Annotated in this window: 17 protein-coding genes; 4 read left to right on the top strand and 13 right to left on the bottom strand. The window is 30.0% G+C overall.

Features of this window, described 5'->3' with window-relative positions; genetic code table 11:
* Window position 1: 1 nt before the first annotated feature.
* Window positions 2-1,270 carry a hypothetical protein gene (locus ACEQT4_RS09545; RefSeq protein WP_370227251.1) on the bottom strand — a complete coding sequence of 423 codons (1,269 nt, stop codon included), beginning with the start codon at window positions 1,268-1,270 and terminating at the stop codon, window positions 2-4.
* A 107-nt stretch (window positions 1,271-1,377) separates the two neighbouring features.
* On the opposite strand from ACEQT4_RS09545, the gene ACEQT4_RS09540 reads away from it, so the two are divergent.
* Window positions 1,378-2,061: a cell division ATP-binding protein FtsE gene (locus tag ACEQT4_RS09540; RefSeq protein WP_027880426.1), complete on the top strand. Its 684-nt coding sequence runs from the start codon at window positions 1,378-1,380 to the stop codon at window positions 2,059-2,061.
* On the opposite strand, the gene ACEQT4_RS09535 is transcribed toward ACEQT4_RS09540, so the two are convergent.
* Window positions 2,058-2,885, bottom strand: a complete 828-nt coding sequence (locus ACEQT4_RS09535; RefSeq protein ID WP_370227248.1) for a 2OG-Fe(II) oxygenase — start codon at window positions 2,883-2,885, stop codon at window positions 2,058-2,060. The genes ACEQT4_RS09540 and ACEQT4_RS09535 overlap by 4 nt on opposite strands.
* Before the next feature lie 87 nt (window positions 2,886-2,972).
* Here ACEQT4_RS09535 and ACEQT4_RS09530 point away from each other — a divergent pair, with 87 nt between their 5' ends.
* A complete protein-coding gene (locus tag ACEQT4_RS09530) occupies window positions 2,973-3,866 on the top strand; it encodes a glycosyltransferase family 2 protein (RefSeq protein WP_370227245.1) in 894 nt (297 codons plus the stop codon).
* Here ACEQT4_RS09530 and ACEQT4_RS09525 read toward each other — a convergent pair.
* Complete coding sequence (locus ACEQT4_RS09525; RefSeq protein WP_370227243.1) at window positions 3,859-4,263, bottom strand: FdtA/QdtA family cupin domain-containing protein; 405 nt, start codon at window positions 4,261-4,263, stop codon at window positions 3,859-3,861. The genes ACEQT4_RS09530 and ACEQT4_RS09525 overlap by 8 nt on opposite strands.
* A gap of 1 nt (window position 4,264) precedes the next feature.
* Window positions 4,265-5,314 (bottom strand): glycosyltransferase, encoded by a 1,050-nt coding sequence (locus ACEQT4_RS09520; RefSeq protein ID WP_370227241.1) that lies wholly within the window; start codon window positions 5,312-5,314, stop codon window positions 4,265-4,267.
* 82 nt (window positions 5,315-5,396) lie between these two features.
* Between ACEQT4_RS09520 and ACEQT4_RS09515 the strand changes: the two genes are divergently transcribed.
* Complete coding sequence (locus ACEQT4_RS09515) at window positions 5,397-6,536, top strand: glycosyltransferase (protein ID WP_370227238.1); 1,140 nt, start codon at window positions 5,397-5,399, stop codon at window positions 6,534-6,536.
* On the opposite strand, the gene ACEQT4_RS09510 is transcribed toward ACEQT4_RS09515, so the two are convergent.
* The 6 genes from ACEQT4_RS09510 to typA form a co-directional block, all read right to left on the bottom strand.
* Entirely contained in the window at window positions 6,533-7,840 is a 1,308-nt protein-coding gene (locus ACEQT4_RS09510; protein ID WP_370227236.1) for an O-antigen translocase, read from the bottom strand. The two genes, ACEQT4_RS09515 and ACEQT4_RS09510, sit on opposite strands and share 4 nt — an antisense overlap.
* Window positions 7,841-8,938 (bottom strand): DegT/DnrJ/EryC1/StrS family aminotransferase, encoded by a 1,098-nt coding sequence (locus tag ACEQT4_RS09505; RefSeq protein WP_370227234.1) that lies wholly within the window; start codon window positions 8,936-8,938, stop codon window positions 7,841-7,843. It abuts the gene before it with no gap.
* A complete protein-coding gene (locus tag ACEQT4_RS09500) occupies window positions 8,931-9,776 on the bottom strand; it encodes a FemAB family protein (RefSeq protein WP_370227231.1) in 846 nt (281 codons plus the stop codon). The genes ACEQT4_RS09505 and ACEQT4_RS09500 overlap by 8 nt, the downstream gene beginning before the upstream one ends.
* A gap of 129 nt (window positions 9,777-9,905) precedes the next feature.
* A complete protein-coding gene (locus ACEQT4_RS09495; protein WP_223077290.1) occupies window positions 9,906-10,145 on the bottom strand; it encodes a uroporphyrinogen decarboxylase in 240 nt (79 codons plus the stop codon).
* Window positions 10,146-10,886, bottom strand: coding sequence for a nicotinamide mononucleotide transporter (locus ACEQT4_RS09490; protein ID WP_370227229.1), 741 nt, complete (start codon window positions 10,884-10,886; stop codon window positions 10,146-10,148).
* 30 nt (window positions 10,887-10,916) lie between these two features.
* Entirely contained in the window at window positions 10,917-12,716 is a 1,800-nt protein-coding gene (gene typA / locus ACEQT4_RS09485; protein ID WP_106678930.1) for a translational GTPase TypA, read from the bottom strand.
* A gap of 291 nt (window positions 12,717-13,007) precedes the next feature.
* Between typA and kdsA the strand changes: the two genes are divergently transcribed.
* Entirely contained in the window at window positions 13,008-13,826 is an 819-nt protein-coding gene (kdsA, locus tag ACEQT4_RS09480) for a 3-deoxy-8-phosphooctulonate synthase (protein WP_370227520.1), read from the top strand.
* Window positions 13,827-14,049: 223 nt separating this feature from the next.
* Here kdsA and ACEQT4_RS09475 read toward each other — a convergent pair whose 3' ends face one another.
* The 3 genes from ACEQT4_RS09475 to ACEQT4_RS09465 form a co-directional block, all read right to left on the bottom strand.
* Entirely contained in the window at window positions 14,050-14,397 is a 348-nt protein-coding gene (locus ACEQT4_RS09475; protein ID WP_370227225.1) for a DUF1801 domain-containing protein, read from the bottom strand.
* Between the two features lies 1 nt (window position 14,398).
* Entirely contained in the window at window positions 14,399-14,758 is a 360-nt protein-coding gene (locus tag ACEQT4_RS09470; protein ID WP_106688267.1) for a hypothetical protein, read from the bottom strand.
* Window positions 14,759-14,829: 71 nt separating this feature from the next.
* The gene (locus tag ACEQT4_RS09465; protein WP_370227223.1) at window positions 14,830-16,890 is read right to left on the bottom strand and encodes a hypothetical protein; all 2,061 of its coding nucleotides are present in this window, start codon (window positions 16,888-16,890) and stop codon (window positions 14,830-14,832) included.
* Window positions 16,891-16,898: the final 8 nt, after the last annotated feature.

Below are 16,898 nucleotides of genomic sequence, written 5' to 3'. Positions count from 1 at the left end.
CTTATGCTTTTTTAATTTTAGAATCTAATATTAAAATAAATGCTACTAATAAAACCCAATCAAAATAAAAAGTATACCTATAAATTGAATGTACGACCATTGCGATGATAATTCCGTTTAAAACCTTTAAAGTTATTGCTATTCCTAAAAACAACATCGTATTATCTTTAAAAAACATGATGCAATATAAGAGTAACAATCCTAAAGCAAGACACATTTGTATTCCGCCAAATCCTTTAATAAAGCTTTTTACAACCATTCTTACCCATGTTTTAAAGTTTGCCTTTAATAAAGGCAAAAACATACTAGATGTCATTTGGTCTACCTTGTATTGCTGTTCTAAATAATTATACCCTTGCGTGCCATAATAATCCATGTTAGCCTGATGAATTGAAGCGTTACAAATTTTTGAAAAGTTGTTCTCAAAAAAAAGATAATCATCTACATATTTGGTTTGTATAGCTTGGTTTCTTGTTATTTTTTTATCTAACATTAAATTATATGTCCTATTAAAAAAAGCTTTTTCTTCAGGATTAGAAAACAGCTTTTCATCTTCCGCATTAGCGATATAAAAAGGATTTGTTATAAAATGCACATAGGTCATAGCATAACCTTTAAATTCACCTATAACTATTTTATTATACGTCTTTTCTAAAAGACTACTTAAAAAAGGTGTTGCTAATGTTAAGCATAAAACAATGAATCCTTTTTTATAATTTTTAGATTGATAAACAACATAAACAAGCGCTAAAATTAATAATGGTAAAAAAGCTAAAAATTGACCTCTTGTAAATAGTAGAACAAAAAAAACAACAATTAGTTTATAAGAATTCTTAAGTGTTTTATTGGATAATAGTTTAAAAACTTCAGCAATAAAAATTAAAATTAAAGGAAACACTATAGCTTCAGAAAGCACTCTATTTACCGATAAATAAAAGTACAACCCATTTATTAAAATTGAAAACTGGATTAATAAAATTCCTACTGCTGATAGATTGATTTTTGATTTGATTGACTTTAATAAATAATTAATCGCAAATGCAAAAAATAAATACTGTAAGACTAAAACTGGTACCTCATAATAATCTCCAAAAACAGTCGTTGTCAGTTTTAAGAACAGACTGTAAACCGGTGATCTGTTAATTTGCATATCTAAAAACGCATAACTATCAGGATAAAAAATAGTACCAGTATTTAAGACCTTTAAAAGTCCTAAAACAAAAATTATAAGATAAATTATACGGTATTTGGTTGGCAGTAATTTTATCATTTTTTGTAAAAAGGACTAAGGTAATGCTTTAAGATTAATATAAAAACCTTTTAATAGGCTGTGACATAAAATTTTGTTTACTTTGTTATAAATAATTAAAATCGAATATGAGTCAAACCGTTTTAGAATTAAAAGATGCTAGTATTTTTCAAGGAGAAAGTTTAGTATTATCTAATGTTAATTTACAAGTCAACAAAGGTGATTTTGTTTATTTAATAGGAAAAACTGGATCTGGAAAAAGTAGTTTTATGAAAACGCTTTATGGTGATTTAAAACTAACTCAAGGTGAAGGTCATATTGTAGATTTTAATTTACGCACACTTAAAGAAAAAGAAATTCCTTTTTTAAGACGAAAGCTTGGTATTGTTTTTCAAGATTTTAAATTACTAACTGACAGAACCATAAATGACAATTTAACCTTTGTTTTAAAAGCAACAGGCTGGAAAGACAAAGATAAAATGAAAGAACGCATTGAAACCGTTTTGGACAAAGTAGGTATGAAAACTAAAGGTTTTAAATTTCCGCATGAATTATCTGGAGGAGAACAACAACGTATTGCAATTGCAAGAGCATTATTAAACGAGCCAGAATTAATCCTAGCAGATGAGCCAACAGGTAATTTAGATCCACAAACAAGTATTGAGGTAATGGAAGTGCTGCAAGACATTAACAAAAACGGAAACACCATTTTAATGGCGACCCATGACTATGCTTTACTTTTAAAATACCCAAGCAAGACTTTAAAATGTGATGACAACAAAGTGTTTGAAGTGGTACAACGTAAAAGTTAATTATCTTTTTTATAAATATGCGGGTTTTTTCTAATCCCATTTTTGAAAATTCTTCTAACTAACATTCTTAATTTACTATCTGATTTAAGAATTAGATTAGTAATAAACTCATTAGGTCGACCTCTAAAGGTAGTGACATGAAACTTATCGTTATCCTTTAAAGGATAATCACTAAAATAATAATTTGATATGCATTTTCTACTTTTATTAACAACAACTTTACTTACCGAATGCCAAGAATGATCATGTGTAGCCATTACTGCTAATCTATTAAACTTACTTTCAATAGTTATTTGCTTACCACCTGTTCCATTTGGCCAAATCTCTAAATTTCCTCCGTTTTCTAGTTTCCAATCTGGAGAGACGTAATATAGTAAATTTAAAACTCGCCACCTTGCTCTATTAGCATCATGTGAATTATCTAAATGCGGTTTTAAAAAATTATCTTTTCTCATCATCGATAATCCTCCTGCGTATAAACAAGGATCTGCATATAAGTTCTTAATATCTGTAATTTTTGATATCTCAGAAATTATTCTTTCATCCTGAAACGCGTATAAAACTTTCTCTAAAAGACTGGTATGCTTATTCATTTGAGCTGAAATAAATTTATATTCTCTCAAACTTTTTAAACATCTCATATCTTCTTCTTTTGGAAAAATATCATTTAATTTTAACGCCAAATCTTCAGGTAAAAGATCATCAATAAAAAAAAAGCCTATCTCATCTTTTGATCCATCATAAAGTCGTTTTAACTCTTCTTTAGAGGAATGAATTTTATTAAAAATTAAATTGGCTATTTCTGAAGTTTCTATATCAGTCATACATTGATATTTTGTAAAATGCAATATAAGTATTTTAAGCTAAAACTAATTTAAAATAATTACTTTTACAGTCTAATCCTTCATTTAATGATTTCAATATTAATTCCTGTTTATAACTACGATATAACAAGTTTAGTTTCTGAAATTTATGAGCAACTAATATTATGCAAAGTTGATTTTGAAATCATTTGTGTAGATGACTGTAGTACAGTTTACTCTTCTAAAAATGCCTCAATTACCAAGCTAGAGCATACACATTACTACAAATCTAAAAAAAACCATGGAAGAAGTGCCACAAGACAACATCTTGCCAAGAAAGCAAAATACGACTGGCTTCTATTTTTAGATGCTGATGTTATGCCAAAATCTAAAAATTTTATTTCTAGATATATTAACAAAAACAACTTTATTTTTGATGCTATTTATGGCGGTTTTGCTTATCATAAATCTCCGCCAGGACCAAAGCAAACATTACGTTGGAAATATGGGGTAAATAATGAAGAGATACCAGCTTTAAAGAGAAACAAAAAACCTTTTAAGGTTATAATTTCTGCTAATTTTATGATAAAAAAAAGAGTTTTCTTAATGATTAACTCAATGATAAAAGATTCTTCTTATGGTCAGGATAACTACTTTGGTGCTTTACTGAAAAAACATAAAATTAATGTACATCATATAGACAATGAAGTTTATCACTTAGGAATAGAAAAAAATGCAGACTACTTACAAAAAAAAGAAATTGCCGCAAAAAGCTTATTATGCATTTACCAGTCAAATAAAATTAAAGCTCATGAAAATACTTTACTTGCATTTTTTGAAACTTTAAAAAAAACACATTTGCTATTTTTGTTTTCGTTAATCTACAAGCATTTTGGTGTTATAATCAAATCTAATTTATTAGGTAAAAATCCTAATATTAAAATCTTACAACTATACAGAATAAGTTTTATGAGTTATCAATATTTCAATACTTCTAAATAAAGTTTTTAAAAGACAAAAAATCATTGTAATCTCTAATATAATCTTCTTCATCAAACACATCTGAAGCTAGTACCAAACACACAGATCCAGATGAAAAATCTTGCAACTCTCTCCAAATTCCTTTAGGTATTAATAAGCCTTTATTTGGTTTATTTAATATTATTGAGCGTTTACTTTTACCATCATCAAGAGTTACCTCAAAGCTTCCGCTTAATGCTATAAGTAACTCTAACTGTTCTTTATGTGCATGCCCACCACGATAGGCGTCACTTGGCACATCATATAAGTAATATACGCGTTTTATATCAAAAGGAATGGTATCTTTTTCTACGACTCCTAAATTACCTCTTAAATCCTTTACTACGGGTATGTTTATTATTTTTAACTCTTTAAACATATTATGTAATGTTTTTTACTATTTGTTCCCATTGTTTTGCAATAGCACTCATTCTTAGGTGCTTTACACTACTTTTTGCATTTTTTTTACAAGCTAAATATTTGTTTTGCTCTAGAATAAACATGTTTAATGCTTGTTTATATAACTCTGTATCATTATTTACAATTAACCCATTATAGGCGTGTTTTATAATCTCTCTTGAGCCAGAACAATTTACAGACACTACTGGAGTACCTAAAGCCAAAGACTCTATTACAACTCTTGGAAAACCCTCATACCTACTTGTTAAACAGGTAAAAAGTGCATTTTTCACATAAGGGAATGGGTTTTTTGTAAAGGGTTTAAACACTATTAAATTTGTATTGGCTTTTTGCTTTAATTTTTGCAAATCATCACCATCTCCTAAAATCAAAAGACGTATTTTTTTAGACGGTAAAACAGACTTTTTATAGGCATCTATAAGCATTGATATATTCTTAGTTTTGTCTTTTAAACTACCATAAAATAGGATATACTTTCCTGAAAATTTAATTGACGTATTAGCAAGACTTTCTAATTCTTTAAAATCTAAAGGATTATATATAGAAAATACATTTTCAAATCCATATATCTGCTTTACTTTGTCTTCAATTTCTTTAGAAACACCTACATAGAAATGATCATTATTATAAACTAGAGAAGTAAATATTGTTTTTTTTGATAAGTACACACTTAATTTCCTACTTCGTATTACGTAAAGTAATTTTTGATTTTTATAAAATAAATTACTTAAAAGTAATTCTTTAAAAAAAATAGGTCTTGTTCGATTATCTATTATCAAATCAAATTTTTCTTTTGCAAGTGTTTCTTTTAATAATCGATACCGTTTAATTAACCCTAAAAAACTAGGGTTACTATCTTTTATCAATCCTAAATTTAATAGTTTACCATGATATTTATAATCTATTCTATTTAACATAATAATGAGATAAACCTCATAACCTAAATAGTCTAACATTTTAGATAACAAAGCAGACGATCGTTCTGCTCCTCCAGCACCTAGAGAAGACACAATAATGCATATTTTCTTTTTATTACTCTTAGTTACCTGCAATATTTTTTATAATTATCTTTGAATGGTAAAAGTACAAAATATGAAGATATTATTAGTTGGAGAGTATAGCAGACTTCACAACTCTTTAAAAGAAGGATTGACTGAATTAGGGCATGATGTTACAATAATGGCTTCTGGTGATGGTTTTAAAAATTATCCTGTAGATATTAAAATAAACCATTCTTTTAATAATTTCTTTTTAAAAAAGCTTAAAGTTTTAATTTACAAACTCACTAAAATAGATTTAGGGGCTTTTCAAATGTATATTAAAGCTAAATCTAACCTAAAAACCCTAGGCAACTTTGATGTTGTACAACTTATAAATGAATCGCCATTAAAAATAACAACTAAATACGAAATTAAGCTTATTAACTCTCTTTCTAAACAAACTAAAAAAATTTATTTATTATCCTGTGGTATTGATTACACATGTATGAAGTATATGATTAATGGTGGTTTCAAGTACAGTATTATGACACCATATCTAAACGATAAATCATTAAAAAATCGTTATCGTTTTCAATTAATGTACTTAAGCAAACCTTACAAGCGCTTACACGATTTTATACTCACAAAATGTAACGGCATTATATCTAGTGACATAGACTATCATATTCCCTTTCTAAAAAAAGAAAAATATCTAGGATTAATTCCTAATGCTGTTAATTCTGATAAAATACATTACATTCCAATTAGTATTGAAAAAAAAATAAAAATTTTTCATGGTGTTAATAAATTTGCTTATCACAAAAAAGGTAACTTATTTTTTGACGATGCTATATCTATTTTAAAAGATAAATATCCAGATAAAGTTGAAGTCTTTAGAACTGAAAATATCCCTTATAAAGATTACATAAAATTATATGACTCTTGTCATATTTTACTGGATCAAGTTTACGGCTACGACCAAGGTTACAATGCTTTAGAAGCTATGGCAAAAGGCAAAGTAGTTTTTACAGGCGCTGAACAAGAATGGCTAGATCATTATGATTTAGAAGAAGATACTGTTGCCATAAATGCTTTACCTGATGTAAATTATTTAGTTAAAAAATTAGAATGGTTAATAGAAAATCCTGAGCAAATTAATAAGATTTCAAAAAATGCTAGACAGTTTATTGAAACACATCATGATTATAAAGAAGTTGCAAAACAATACTTAGCAACTTGGCATAATAATTAATCTTCTTCCTGTTTCTCTGGGATTATACCAAATAAAGAAGAATAAAAAATCATCAAGATAATTCCATAATACAGCACATAAGTTACAAAGTGAGCCATATTTGCACCAACAACTCCAAACTCATCAATCAAATATTGACTTGTAAAGTATAAGGTTGTCACAGAAAAAGCTTCTGTAATTATATAATGCCAAAACATTCGTTTTGCTAAAAACTGATACGCTATAACTACAGATAGTACTTTAATAAAATCTCCTAAAAGCTGCCAAAAAAATAGGTCTTCTACAGGTTGAAATTCTTCAGTTAAAACAATTAAAACAATAAAATGTCTCAAAAAGTAAATAATAATAAGACCTAATCCAAAAATCGGAATTATAGTCTTATAAAAGCTAAACACTTCTTTTCTAAAGTCTTTAATAGTGTCTATTTCAGAAAAACGAGGTAAAATATATAGAGACAAAAGTGTGCTAACAAACATTAAATAGTAGTTAGATATTCTGTTCATTGCTTCCCAATGTCCAGCACTTTCTACTCCTACATTATCTATAATATAATTTCTTATAAATAATGCTACTAAAGGTAAAATAATGGCAGAAAACAAAGCCATTCCGGAATATGAACTTAGCTTTTTAGTTAACTTAAAACTAAACTTACTAGCTTTAATTAATGGTGCCAAGTTTTGTCTATTAATAATCCCTACAAGCGTAATTAAAAAGATTATAGACTCTGCAATAGCAACAGCTGTTAAGGCTCCATCTATTCGGTCTTTCCAAATTAAAAGAATAGTAATAATGGCTCCTAAAATCTGACCAAAAATGTTGAATATGATTAAATATTTATATTTAGAAAAACCATTCATTATAGCAAAAGCCAACATGTTTAATGCATAAAAAGGTAGTGCTAATGCTAAAATTTTTATTATGTATGTGTAGTTATTATAGGCTTTAAAAATGAAGTCGTTTATGTACTCTGCATTATAATAAATTAAAAAACTTAGTAAAAGAGTAGAGATAAACCCTAAATAAAAAACTGTAGATAGTATCTTAGAAAGTTTTGTCCTGTCATGCTTATGTTGTGCTATATATTTAACAACACCTTTGTATAGACCTAAAATAGATACAGACTGTACAGAACCAACAAAATTACGAAGGTTACCCACTAGTGCCATACCTTCGGCACCAATAAAAATAGCCATAAACTTTGACGTTAAAAATCCAGCTATAATTTTAACAATCACAGATACTGAATTAAGTGAAGCTACTTTTAATAAAACATTATTATTAATATAGTTTAATACTTTTTTCAATTAGTAATCATTAAGGGTTCTAATAACTTGATCTACTTCTTTTTGAGTCATCACAGGACTAATAGGTAGACTAACACAAGTTTCGTGAATTTTTTCTGTTATCGGAAATTTTAAACTATTTAATCGATAAAGCGCTTTTTGTTGGTGAGGAGCTGTAGGATAATGTATAGCCGACTCTATTTTGTTAGCTTTTAAATAATTAACAAAATCCTGACGATTATTTACTAAAACAACAAATAAATGAAACACGTGGTTTGAAGAGTAATCATAAAACGGTAATTTGACTTTAGGGTTATTGATTTCGGATAAGTAACGCTTTGCTATCTCTTGACGTCTTAAATTATCTGCATCTAATTGTTTTAATTTAGTTGAAAGAAACAATGCCTGTATTTCATCCAAACGACTGTTACTTCCTACTAATTCGTTAACATATTTAGCTGAAGATCCATAATTTCTTAACTTGAAAATCACCTTCGCCAATTCTTCATTATTTGTAGTAACAGCACCAGCATCTCCTAATGCGCCAAGATTTTTTGAAGGGTAAAAACTAAATGCTGCAGCATCTGCTAAATTGCCTGCTTTTTTTGAATCTGCTGTTGCGCCATGCGCTTGTGCTGCATCTTCAACAATTAATAAATTTTTATCATTAGCCAGTTTATTTATAGAATTCATATCGCACAACTGTCCATATAAATGAACGACTAAAATTGCTTTTGTTTTAGTTGAAATATGCTTTTCAATTTCTAATACATCAATATTAAAAGTTTTTGCGTCTGGCTCTACTAAAACTGGAGTTAAACCAGCATTAATTATAGATATAATACTTGCTATATAAGTATTTGCAGGAACAATTACCTCATCTTTTGGCTGTAAAAGCCCTAATTTTAAATAGCCTTTAAAAATCAATTCTAAAGCATCTAAACCGTTACCTGTTCCTATACAATATTGTGTGCCGCAATAGGTAGCAAATTCGGTTTCAAACTGTTTTACTCCTTCACCAAGAATGTACCAACCGCTTTTTAAAAAAGCCTCAAACTTTGTTTTAAATTCGGTTTCAAAACGTGCGTTTATTTTATGTAAGTCTAGAAAATTAATCATCAAACTCTAAATTAATTATTGACTGTTCAAATATCGTACAACCTAATTCCTCCTTCTGCTTCTTTAAGCCAGGATTATACCCTAAAGGTGTTTTTGCAAACGCTGTACCCATAGAAAAACTTTGCTTACCTTCTTTTTGATACAAATTGATTAAGTGTATAAAAAGATAATCCAATGCTCGATATTTTTCTCCTAGAGTTGTAGTTGCTCCATATTGTGATTTTACAACATGGTCTTTTTCAAAAATAGTTATACCGGCTAATAAAATATTATCCAAATAAATATTAAATTGTTTTATATTATCAGGAAATAGATTAGATAAATATTTAATTTCAGAAAGTGAATGAACTGGTTTTGCTTGGTGTTTTTCTCTTAATCTAGGAATTAAAACATCATTCCAAAACCGGTCAAATTGATTTGATTTATCTATTATAAAATGATGCTTATTATTCCTGTACTTTTTTAATTTATTTTTATGTATCGTTAACTTTTTAGTTAAATCTACTGCAAAAACCATTTTAGTCTCTTCTACCTGTTCGTTAAAACAAGTAATAATTTCATTATAGAGATATTTTTGTTTGTAATAAAATTCAGGAATTAATTTAATCTTTAAAGACTTAAAATTTTGCTTTTTTAAAAATACACGGACCTGACTTATAATATCTACTAAACTAGTGAAGTCTTTAATATTTTCGCAAAACACAAATCCTCCATAAGTTAATCCCTGATGAGAAAACAGCTTATCTTCTACTCTATTTGCTGGTAAAACTGCGACTAACTTTTCTTCTTTAAATACCATTAAAGAATAGTCCTCAAATCGGTCTTTATGGTAATCCATAAAATAACGATTAAATAGAAAAGTACCATTTTGGGACTGACTTATAAAGTCATTCCAAAGCTTAAGATGTGATGCTGAATATTTAAGTACTGAATAAATAGAGTAACTGTTTTTTCAGCTTTGAAAGTACTAATTTTTCTTTAAAAACGCATAATAAAAGTTAACACAAAAAATAGCTGCGTTTGCTATAATTATAGGTAAACCAACTCTAACGGTTGGCATCATAAAACCATAAATTATAAATAATGTACAACCAATCATGTTAACAATTCTTAGTCTTTTTACATTTTTCATTGTAAATGAAAGTAAGACAAAAAAAGAGGCAAAATAGCCTATGTATTCTGTTAAAGTAATCCCGAATAATTCCATTTATTTTTCTTTAATGTTTTGAACATCTCCATTAAGATGCCAATCGAAATAGGTTAAAATAGCATTGCATAAATAAAAAATGTATTTGATAACATTAGCTAAATTACCTTGTATAAAATTCTTTACTATTTGCGCAAAATTATAAAATGTCCAGACTAAAAAGGACTGTTTGTATTTAAATACAATACCTACATTTCCTATAATAGAAATTCCAAAAATAATTGCAATTGTATGTTTAAAAATGGGATTGGTTATTGTTGTACCAAACCAATAAAATCCTAAATATACAAGACTATAAGAAATTATAAACGCGACAATAAATAATATCCAATACCTAAAATCTGCATTTTTAATACGTTCGCCTTCATACCATTTCTTTGTAGACAATAACGCTAATCCAAAGGTTAAAGGATAAGTTATTATAGCTGAATGATTGCCAAATAAATAATCTATAACTCCAGAATTTATAGTCGTAAAAATCCAAATTACGTTACCTATATTACTTTGTCTAACTAAAAAACGTGTAGCTAATAAAGAAAAAACAGCTCCTAAAATAGATAAAATACCTATCGGGAAAGCGCCTTTTTCTATATAGCTCCATAAACTAGAAAAAGGTATCCCAAAACGGATACCTCCTTCATAATATATAGTTTCATGAAAGTTTCTGTAAAGTGTAATACTAACTACCAAAACTACTCCAAGTACATCTATATATTTAGAGTGTACAATGCGTCTAAGCATAGGATTTGATATGGTAGTATCGGTCACTTTTTACAAAGCTTTATTACGCTTACGCTCAACTTCTTTTAGTAAAATTTTACGTAATCGTAAGTGGTTTGGTGTTACCTCTACATACTCATCTTTTTGTATGTATTCTAAAGCTTCTTCTAAAGAAAACTTAATTGCAGGTACAATCTTAGCTTTATCATCTGCTCCAGCACTACGTACGTTACTTAACTTTTTAGTTTTTGTAACGTTTACAGTCATATCATCTTGACGAGAGTTTTCTCCAATAACTTGACCTTCGTAAATATCTTCACCTGGATCTACAAAAAACTTACCTCTATCTTGTAATTTATCAATAGAATAAGGAATAGCTTGACCGTTTTCCATAGATACTAAAGATCCATTTTGTCTTTCAGGAATACCGCCTTTTACTGGTTGATATTCTTTAAAACGGTGAGCCATAATAGCTTCTCCTGCAGTTGCTGTTAATAATTGGTTACGCAAACCAATGATACCTCTTGACGGAATGATAAACTCGCAAACCATACGGTCTCCTTTAGCTTCCATACTCATCATTTCACCTTTACGCATCGTTACAAGCTCTACAGCTTTACCTGATACTGTTTCTGGTAAATCGATAGTCATTTCTTCAACTGGCTCACATTTTACACCATCAATTTCTTTAATGATTACTTGTGGCTGACCAATTTGTAACTCATAACCTTCACGACGCATCGTTTCGATTAAAACCGATAAGTGTAATACACCACGACCAAAGACCATAAATTTATCGGCACTATCAGTCTCTTGTACACGTAAGGCTAAGTTTTTTTCTAACTCTTTTGTTAAACGATCTTTAATATGTCTTGACGTTACAAACTTTCCGTCTTTTCCAAAGAAAGGCGAATCGTTAATAGTAAATAACATACTCATTGTTGGCTCATCAATTGCAATAGTTTTTAATCCTTCAGGATTTTCAAAATCGGCAACAGTATCACCAATTTCAAAACCATCAAGACCAACAATAGCACAGATGTCTCCAGTTTGTACTTGATCTACTTTTATACGACCTAAACCTTCAAAGACGTGTAATTCTTTAATTCTACTTTTCACCTTAGAACCATCACGTTTTACTAACGTAATTTGTTGGTTAACTTTTAAGTCGCCACGTGTTAAACGTCCAATAGCAATACGACCTGTAAAACTAGAGTAGTCTAAAGACGTGATTAACATTTGTGTAGTTCCTTCTTCAATTTTTGGTTCAGGAATATGCTCGATAACCATATCTAATAATGGTTCGATGTTTTCTGTTTGTTGCTTCCAATCTTCACTCATCCAGTTGTTCTTTGCAGAACCATAAACTGTTGGGAAGTCTAATTGCCACTCTTCTGCACCAAGTTCAAACATTAAGTCAAACACTTTTTCGTGTACCTCATCCGGTGTACAGTTTTCTTTGTCAACTTTGTTTACAACTACGCAAGGTTTTAACCCTAAATCAATAGCTTTTTGAAGTACAAAACGCGTTTGAGGCATTGGTCCTTCAAAAGCATCAACTAATAAAAGTACACCATCTGCCATGTTTAAAACACGCTCTACTTCTCCACCAAAATCGGCGTGACCTGGTGTATCAATAATATTAATTTTAGTGTCTTTATAAGTAACCGATACGTTTTTAGAAGTAATCGTAATTCCACGTTCACGCTCTAAATCGTTATTATCCAAAATTAAATCACCAGTATTTTCGTTTTCTCTAAATAACTGACAGTGATACATAATTTTATCAACCAGCGTTGTTTTACCGTGGTCTACGTGCGCAATAATTGCAATGTTTTTAATCTTAGCCATAAATAGTGCCTTATTTTAAGCGTGCAAAGGTAGGTATAAATTATATATATTCAACACTTTATTTTTTAATTGGGCATTACCCTTTGTAACAACGCATGTTTCTAGACTAAAATAAAGACTATTAACAAGTTACAAAGGGTCGCGCTTTCAGAAGTCGCAATCAAAGATGTGCTCCAACAATTCTTCAATCGCTAATGCAAGTGTTTGCTAAGATTATTTCTTTCACCTAAAAATAAAAGCCTATTTATTTCGGTCATTAATAGTATCTTTGTAGCATCTAAAACTATAATGATGACACTTCAAGATATACCTAAAATCAAACATACAGACAGTAATAACTTCTTTTTACTTTGTGGTCCATGCGCTATTGAAGGCGAAGACATGGCTTACCGCATTGCCGAAAAAGTAGTTAGCATTACCGATAAGCTAAATATACCTTACGTATTTAAAGGTAGTTTTAAAAAAGCAAATCGTAGTCGTATTGATAGTTTTACAGGTATTGGCGATGAAAACGCATTAGAAATTCTTGCTAAAGTGTCTGAAAAATTTGATGTCCCTACCATTACAGATATACATGAAGTTAGCGATGCTGCAAAAGCAGCACACTACGTAGATGTATTACAAATACCAGCGTTTTTAGTACGTCAAACCGATTTGGTTGTTGCTGCTGCAAAAACAGGAAAAGTAGTCAACCTTAAAAAAGGACAATTTATGAGTCCTGAAGCGATGAAACACGCTGTACAAAAAGTAAAGGATGCCGGTAGTGACAAAGCTTGGATCACCGATCGTGGTACTATGTTTGGTTACCAAGATATGATTGTAGATTTTAGAGGTATTCCTACAATGAAACACTATGCACCTGTAGTTTTAGACGTCACTCATTCTTTACAGCAACCTAACCAAAGTGCTGGTGTTACTGGTGGACGACCAGATATGATCGAAACTATTGCGCGTGCTGGTGTTGTAAATAATGTAGATGGTTTATTTATCGAAACACATTTTGATCCAGCTAATGCAAAAAGCGATGGTGCGAACATGTTACACTTAGATAACTTAGAAGGTTTATTAACTAATTTGGTGGCCATTAGAAAGTTGGTGCAGAGTTTTTAATTAGTGACACCAATTACACAAATTATCTCTAATTATATTTCTAATATAGTTGTTTATAAAACTACATCTGTTCGAGTGTTTTTTATGTAATTTTAAATGGAATAAAATGTATCGAGAACTTTAAGTTTATACTTCTCGATACAATTTTACTTCGTTACTCTTCGTAAAATCACTCGAAGTGACGATAATGAATATTACCTTTGATGATAGAGCTATTTGTTTTTCAATACAACTCACTAGCTGCCTTCAACACATCTATAAAAACATTGTCATTTATAGCATCTAAAGACGTATATCTAAGTGACATCATTTTTTTACGATTTTCGATAATTTGATATTCTTGATGTACTTTTATTTCTGGTCCTTTTACAAAACCAACATCTACAAATTGTTTTTTATGACTAGCATTGAAGTAACAAAAAGGCTTTCCTTTTAAGTAGTAAAATGGAATTTTATATTTAAACTTTAATTCAACTTCAGGTAAAGTATGTTCTACTAAAATTTGTAAATGCAATAAAATAGCCCGAAAAGGTTCGGGCTGATTTAATATATATTGTTCTGCAGGATTCATTTTAGAATATGGCTAAAATACCAATCACTAATAAAACAATTCCGATAATCGCTTTAAAAGGCATTAACTTGTCTGATAATTTTCTTAATGAATTTTCAAACGCAGGCGCTTTACCAAATACGTGTGTAAGTAGTAAAATACCTCCAAGAATACTTATAATACCATACAGACTAAAATGACCTCCAAAAAGTCTTAACAACGGTATTACAACTAATGCGCCACCAATTATAGTTTGAAAAGGGGCTAAAACACCTGCGATTTTGTTAAAAAAGTTACTTTCTCCATCCCATTTATCTAATGTTGACAGACCAAGCAAAATTCCTCCAGTAATATTTGCTATAATTAATAATAACCCAAGCATAATTTTTTGATTTTTAGTTAGAATTAAATTTAATAAAAAAGTAAATTAGACACTAATTTTTATTTTCAAATTTAAAAATCTGTAGCATCGTTTGGATCGGTTCCATTTATTGCTTCATCACCATCATTAACACCATCTCCATCGGTATCTGGATTATTTGGATCTGTGATATTTCCGTTAGGATTAGCTGTAGATTGACCGTTATCGATACCGGTTAGTTCTTCACAATCAAATAAGCCATCATTATCAGAATCTATAAATGTTGGCGGACCTAACAAGTAAAACATTCCGTTTGTTGATACTTGATTTGATACTGTATTTTCAACTCTTACATATAAAACTGTTAGTCCGCTAGAATTTGAAAATGGAGTTGCAATAGGATTAACGTTAGCATCTGCATCTGCTTGAGTTTCATGAAAAGTTATGTTTGAGTTTATGTAATTGTCATTAAACTGTTCTAGATCATAAGTCAATCCATCGCAATCTTCTGAGAACCATTCTGCGCTATAAACAGCTACATCTTGAGGATCTAAATAATCAGGAACATTGTCTCCGTCGCTATCTTGATCCATTGGATTTGTATTACTTCCGTAAACCTCATCTGCAGTATTTATTCCATCACCATCATCATCTTGGTCTTGATAATCTGGTATACCATCTTGGTCAGTATCATCATCTAATAAATTTCCGTTTCCATTAATATCTTCATCTATATCATAAACACCATCATTGTCAAAATCTCCTAAAGTGATACAGGTTGATGTTGTTCCTAAATCTGTATTTGCTGTGAAATTCCCAGTTAAAACATCAGTTTCTTGTCCTCCAGCCACATCTACTACATTTATTATATATGAGCTATCTGAAGCACAATAACTAATACTTTCGTTTACGGTTCCATCAGTAATAGGTATAATTTGCGCATTGTTACCATTAACTAATTGCATGTAACCGTTAGTAATTGGGTTTCCTTCGCAATCATTAAACATTCCGGTAAGTGTAGTTAATTGCTCTGTTGAGTTTGTTACTGTAACCGTAACTGTATCATCTGCAGAAAATGGTCCTACTGTTGTTGTAAACACATCACAACCATAATTAGAAACGGTTAAAGTTAATGCTTCGTTTGCTGCTACTAAACCACAAACTTCTCCGTTACTATTTGTATATCCTCCTGAAGTTGAATTCCATGTAGTTGTTTGCAACGTTAATTGCGCATTGAGACTTGGTAGTGGATTACCATTTATATCTTGTAATATTATACAAGTTTGAACAACATCAAAAGGCGCATCACAATTCCAGAAACTAAAATGTGATACTTCACCTACATATTCACTACCAATTAATGTAGCTTCACCTTCTTCTACCCAATATCCATTTTGCTCATCAAAATACCATAATGGTATTGTTGTTGGCGGATTTGTAGCATTAGTTGGCACGGGAACAGTTATGGTTGCTGTACTGCCAGATGCAATATTTAAATCTTCACCATTTTCTCCAATTAGTTCTACAGCAATCATGCCGTAAGTTTCTAAAGCTCTTAAATCTCCAGCCGCATCTTGAGCTATTAACATACCTGGCATTTGTAGATTCATATCTTCTTCATCTGGATTTAAATGTCTTAACACGACATCTACATTACCTTGATATGCAAATCCTGTTGAAGTTTCAAAATTACCATCAAAATCAACTTTGGTTCCGTTTGGCAAATCAATTGTTATAGCTTGACCAGAAACTATTGTTGCATTTGGTGTAGCATCTAACAACATTATTTTAACTTGATTAACACCTTGTGTTGGCACTAATGCTCTAGATCCAGAAATGTAACCTTGTTTTGATGCTCTTATGTACGCAAAGCTTTCGTAGACAGAAACATCGTTAACTGCAAAAACACCATTAACGTCTGTTATTGCAAATCCGCTACCTAAAGTAATGTTTGCACCTATAATTGGCTCATTATTTTCATCTACAACTCGACCTATAAAGTCTGCTGAAATTTGTGATCCAAAATTAGAAAAGAAAGGATTATCAGATAACCCATCTTCTTGTTGTTGGTTGATAGGTATATTATTATCCTTTTCACAAGAAACTACTAAAAAAAGGAATACTAAAGTGTAAATTAGTTTTGAAAACTTCATACTTAAAA

It is taken from the genome of Mesoflavibacter sp. (assembly GCF_964226795.1).
GTDB lineage: Bacteria > Bacteroidota > Bacteroidia > Flavobacteriales > Flavobacteriaceae > Mesoflavibacter > Mesoflavibacter zeaxanthinifaciens.
This window is presented reverse-complemented; position numbering and strand designations above follow the sequence as displayed.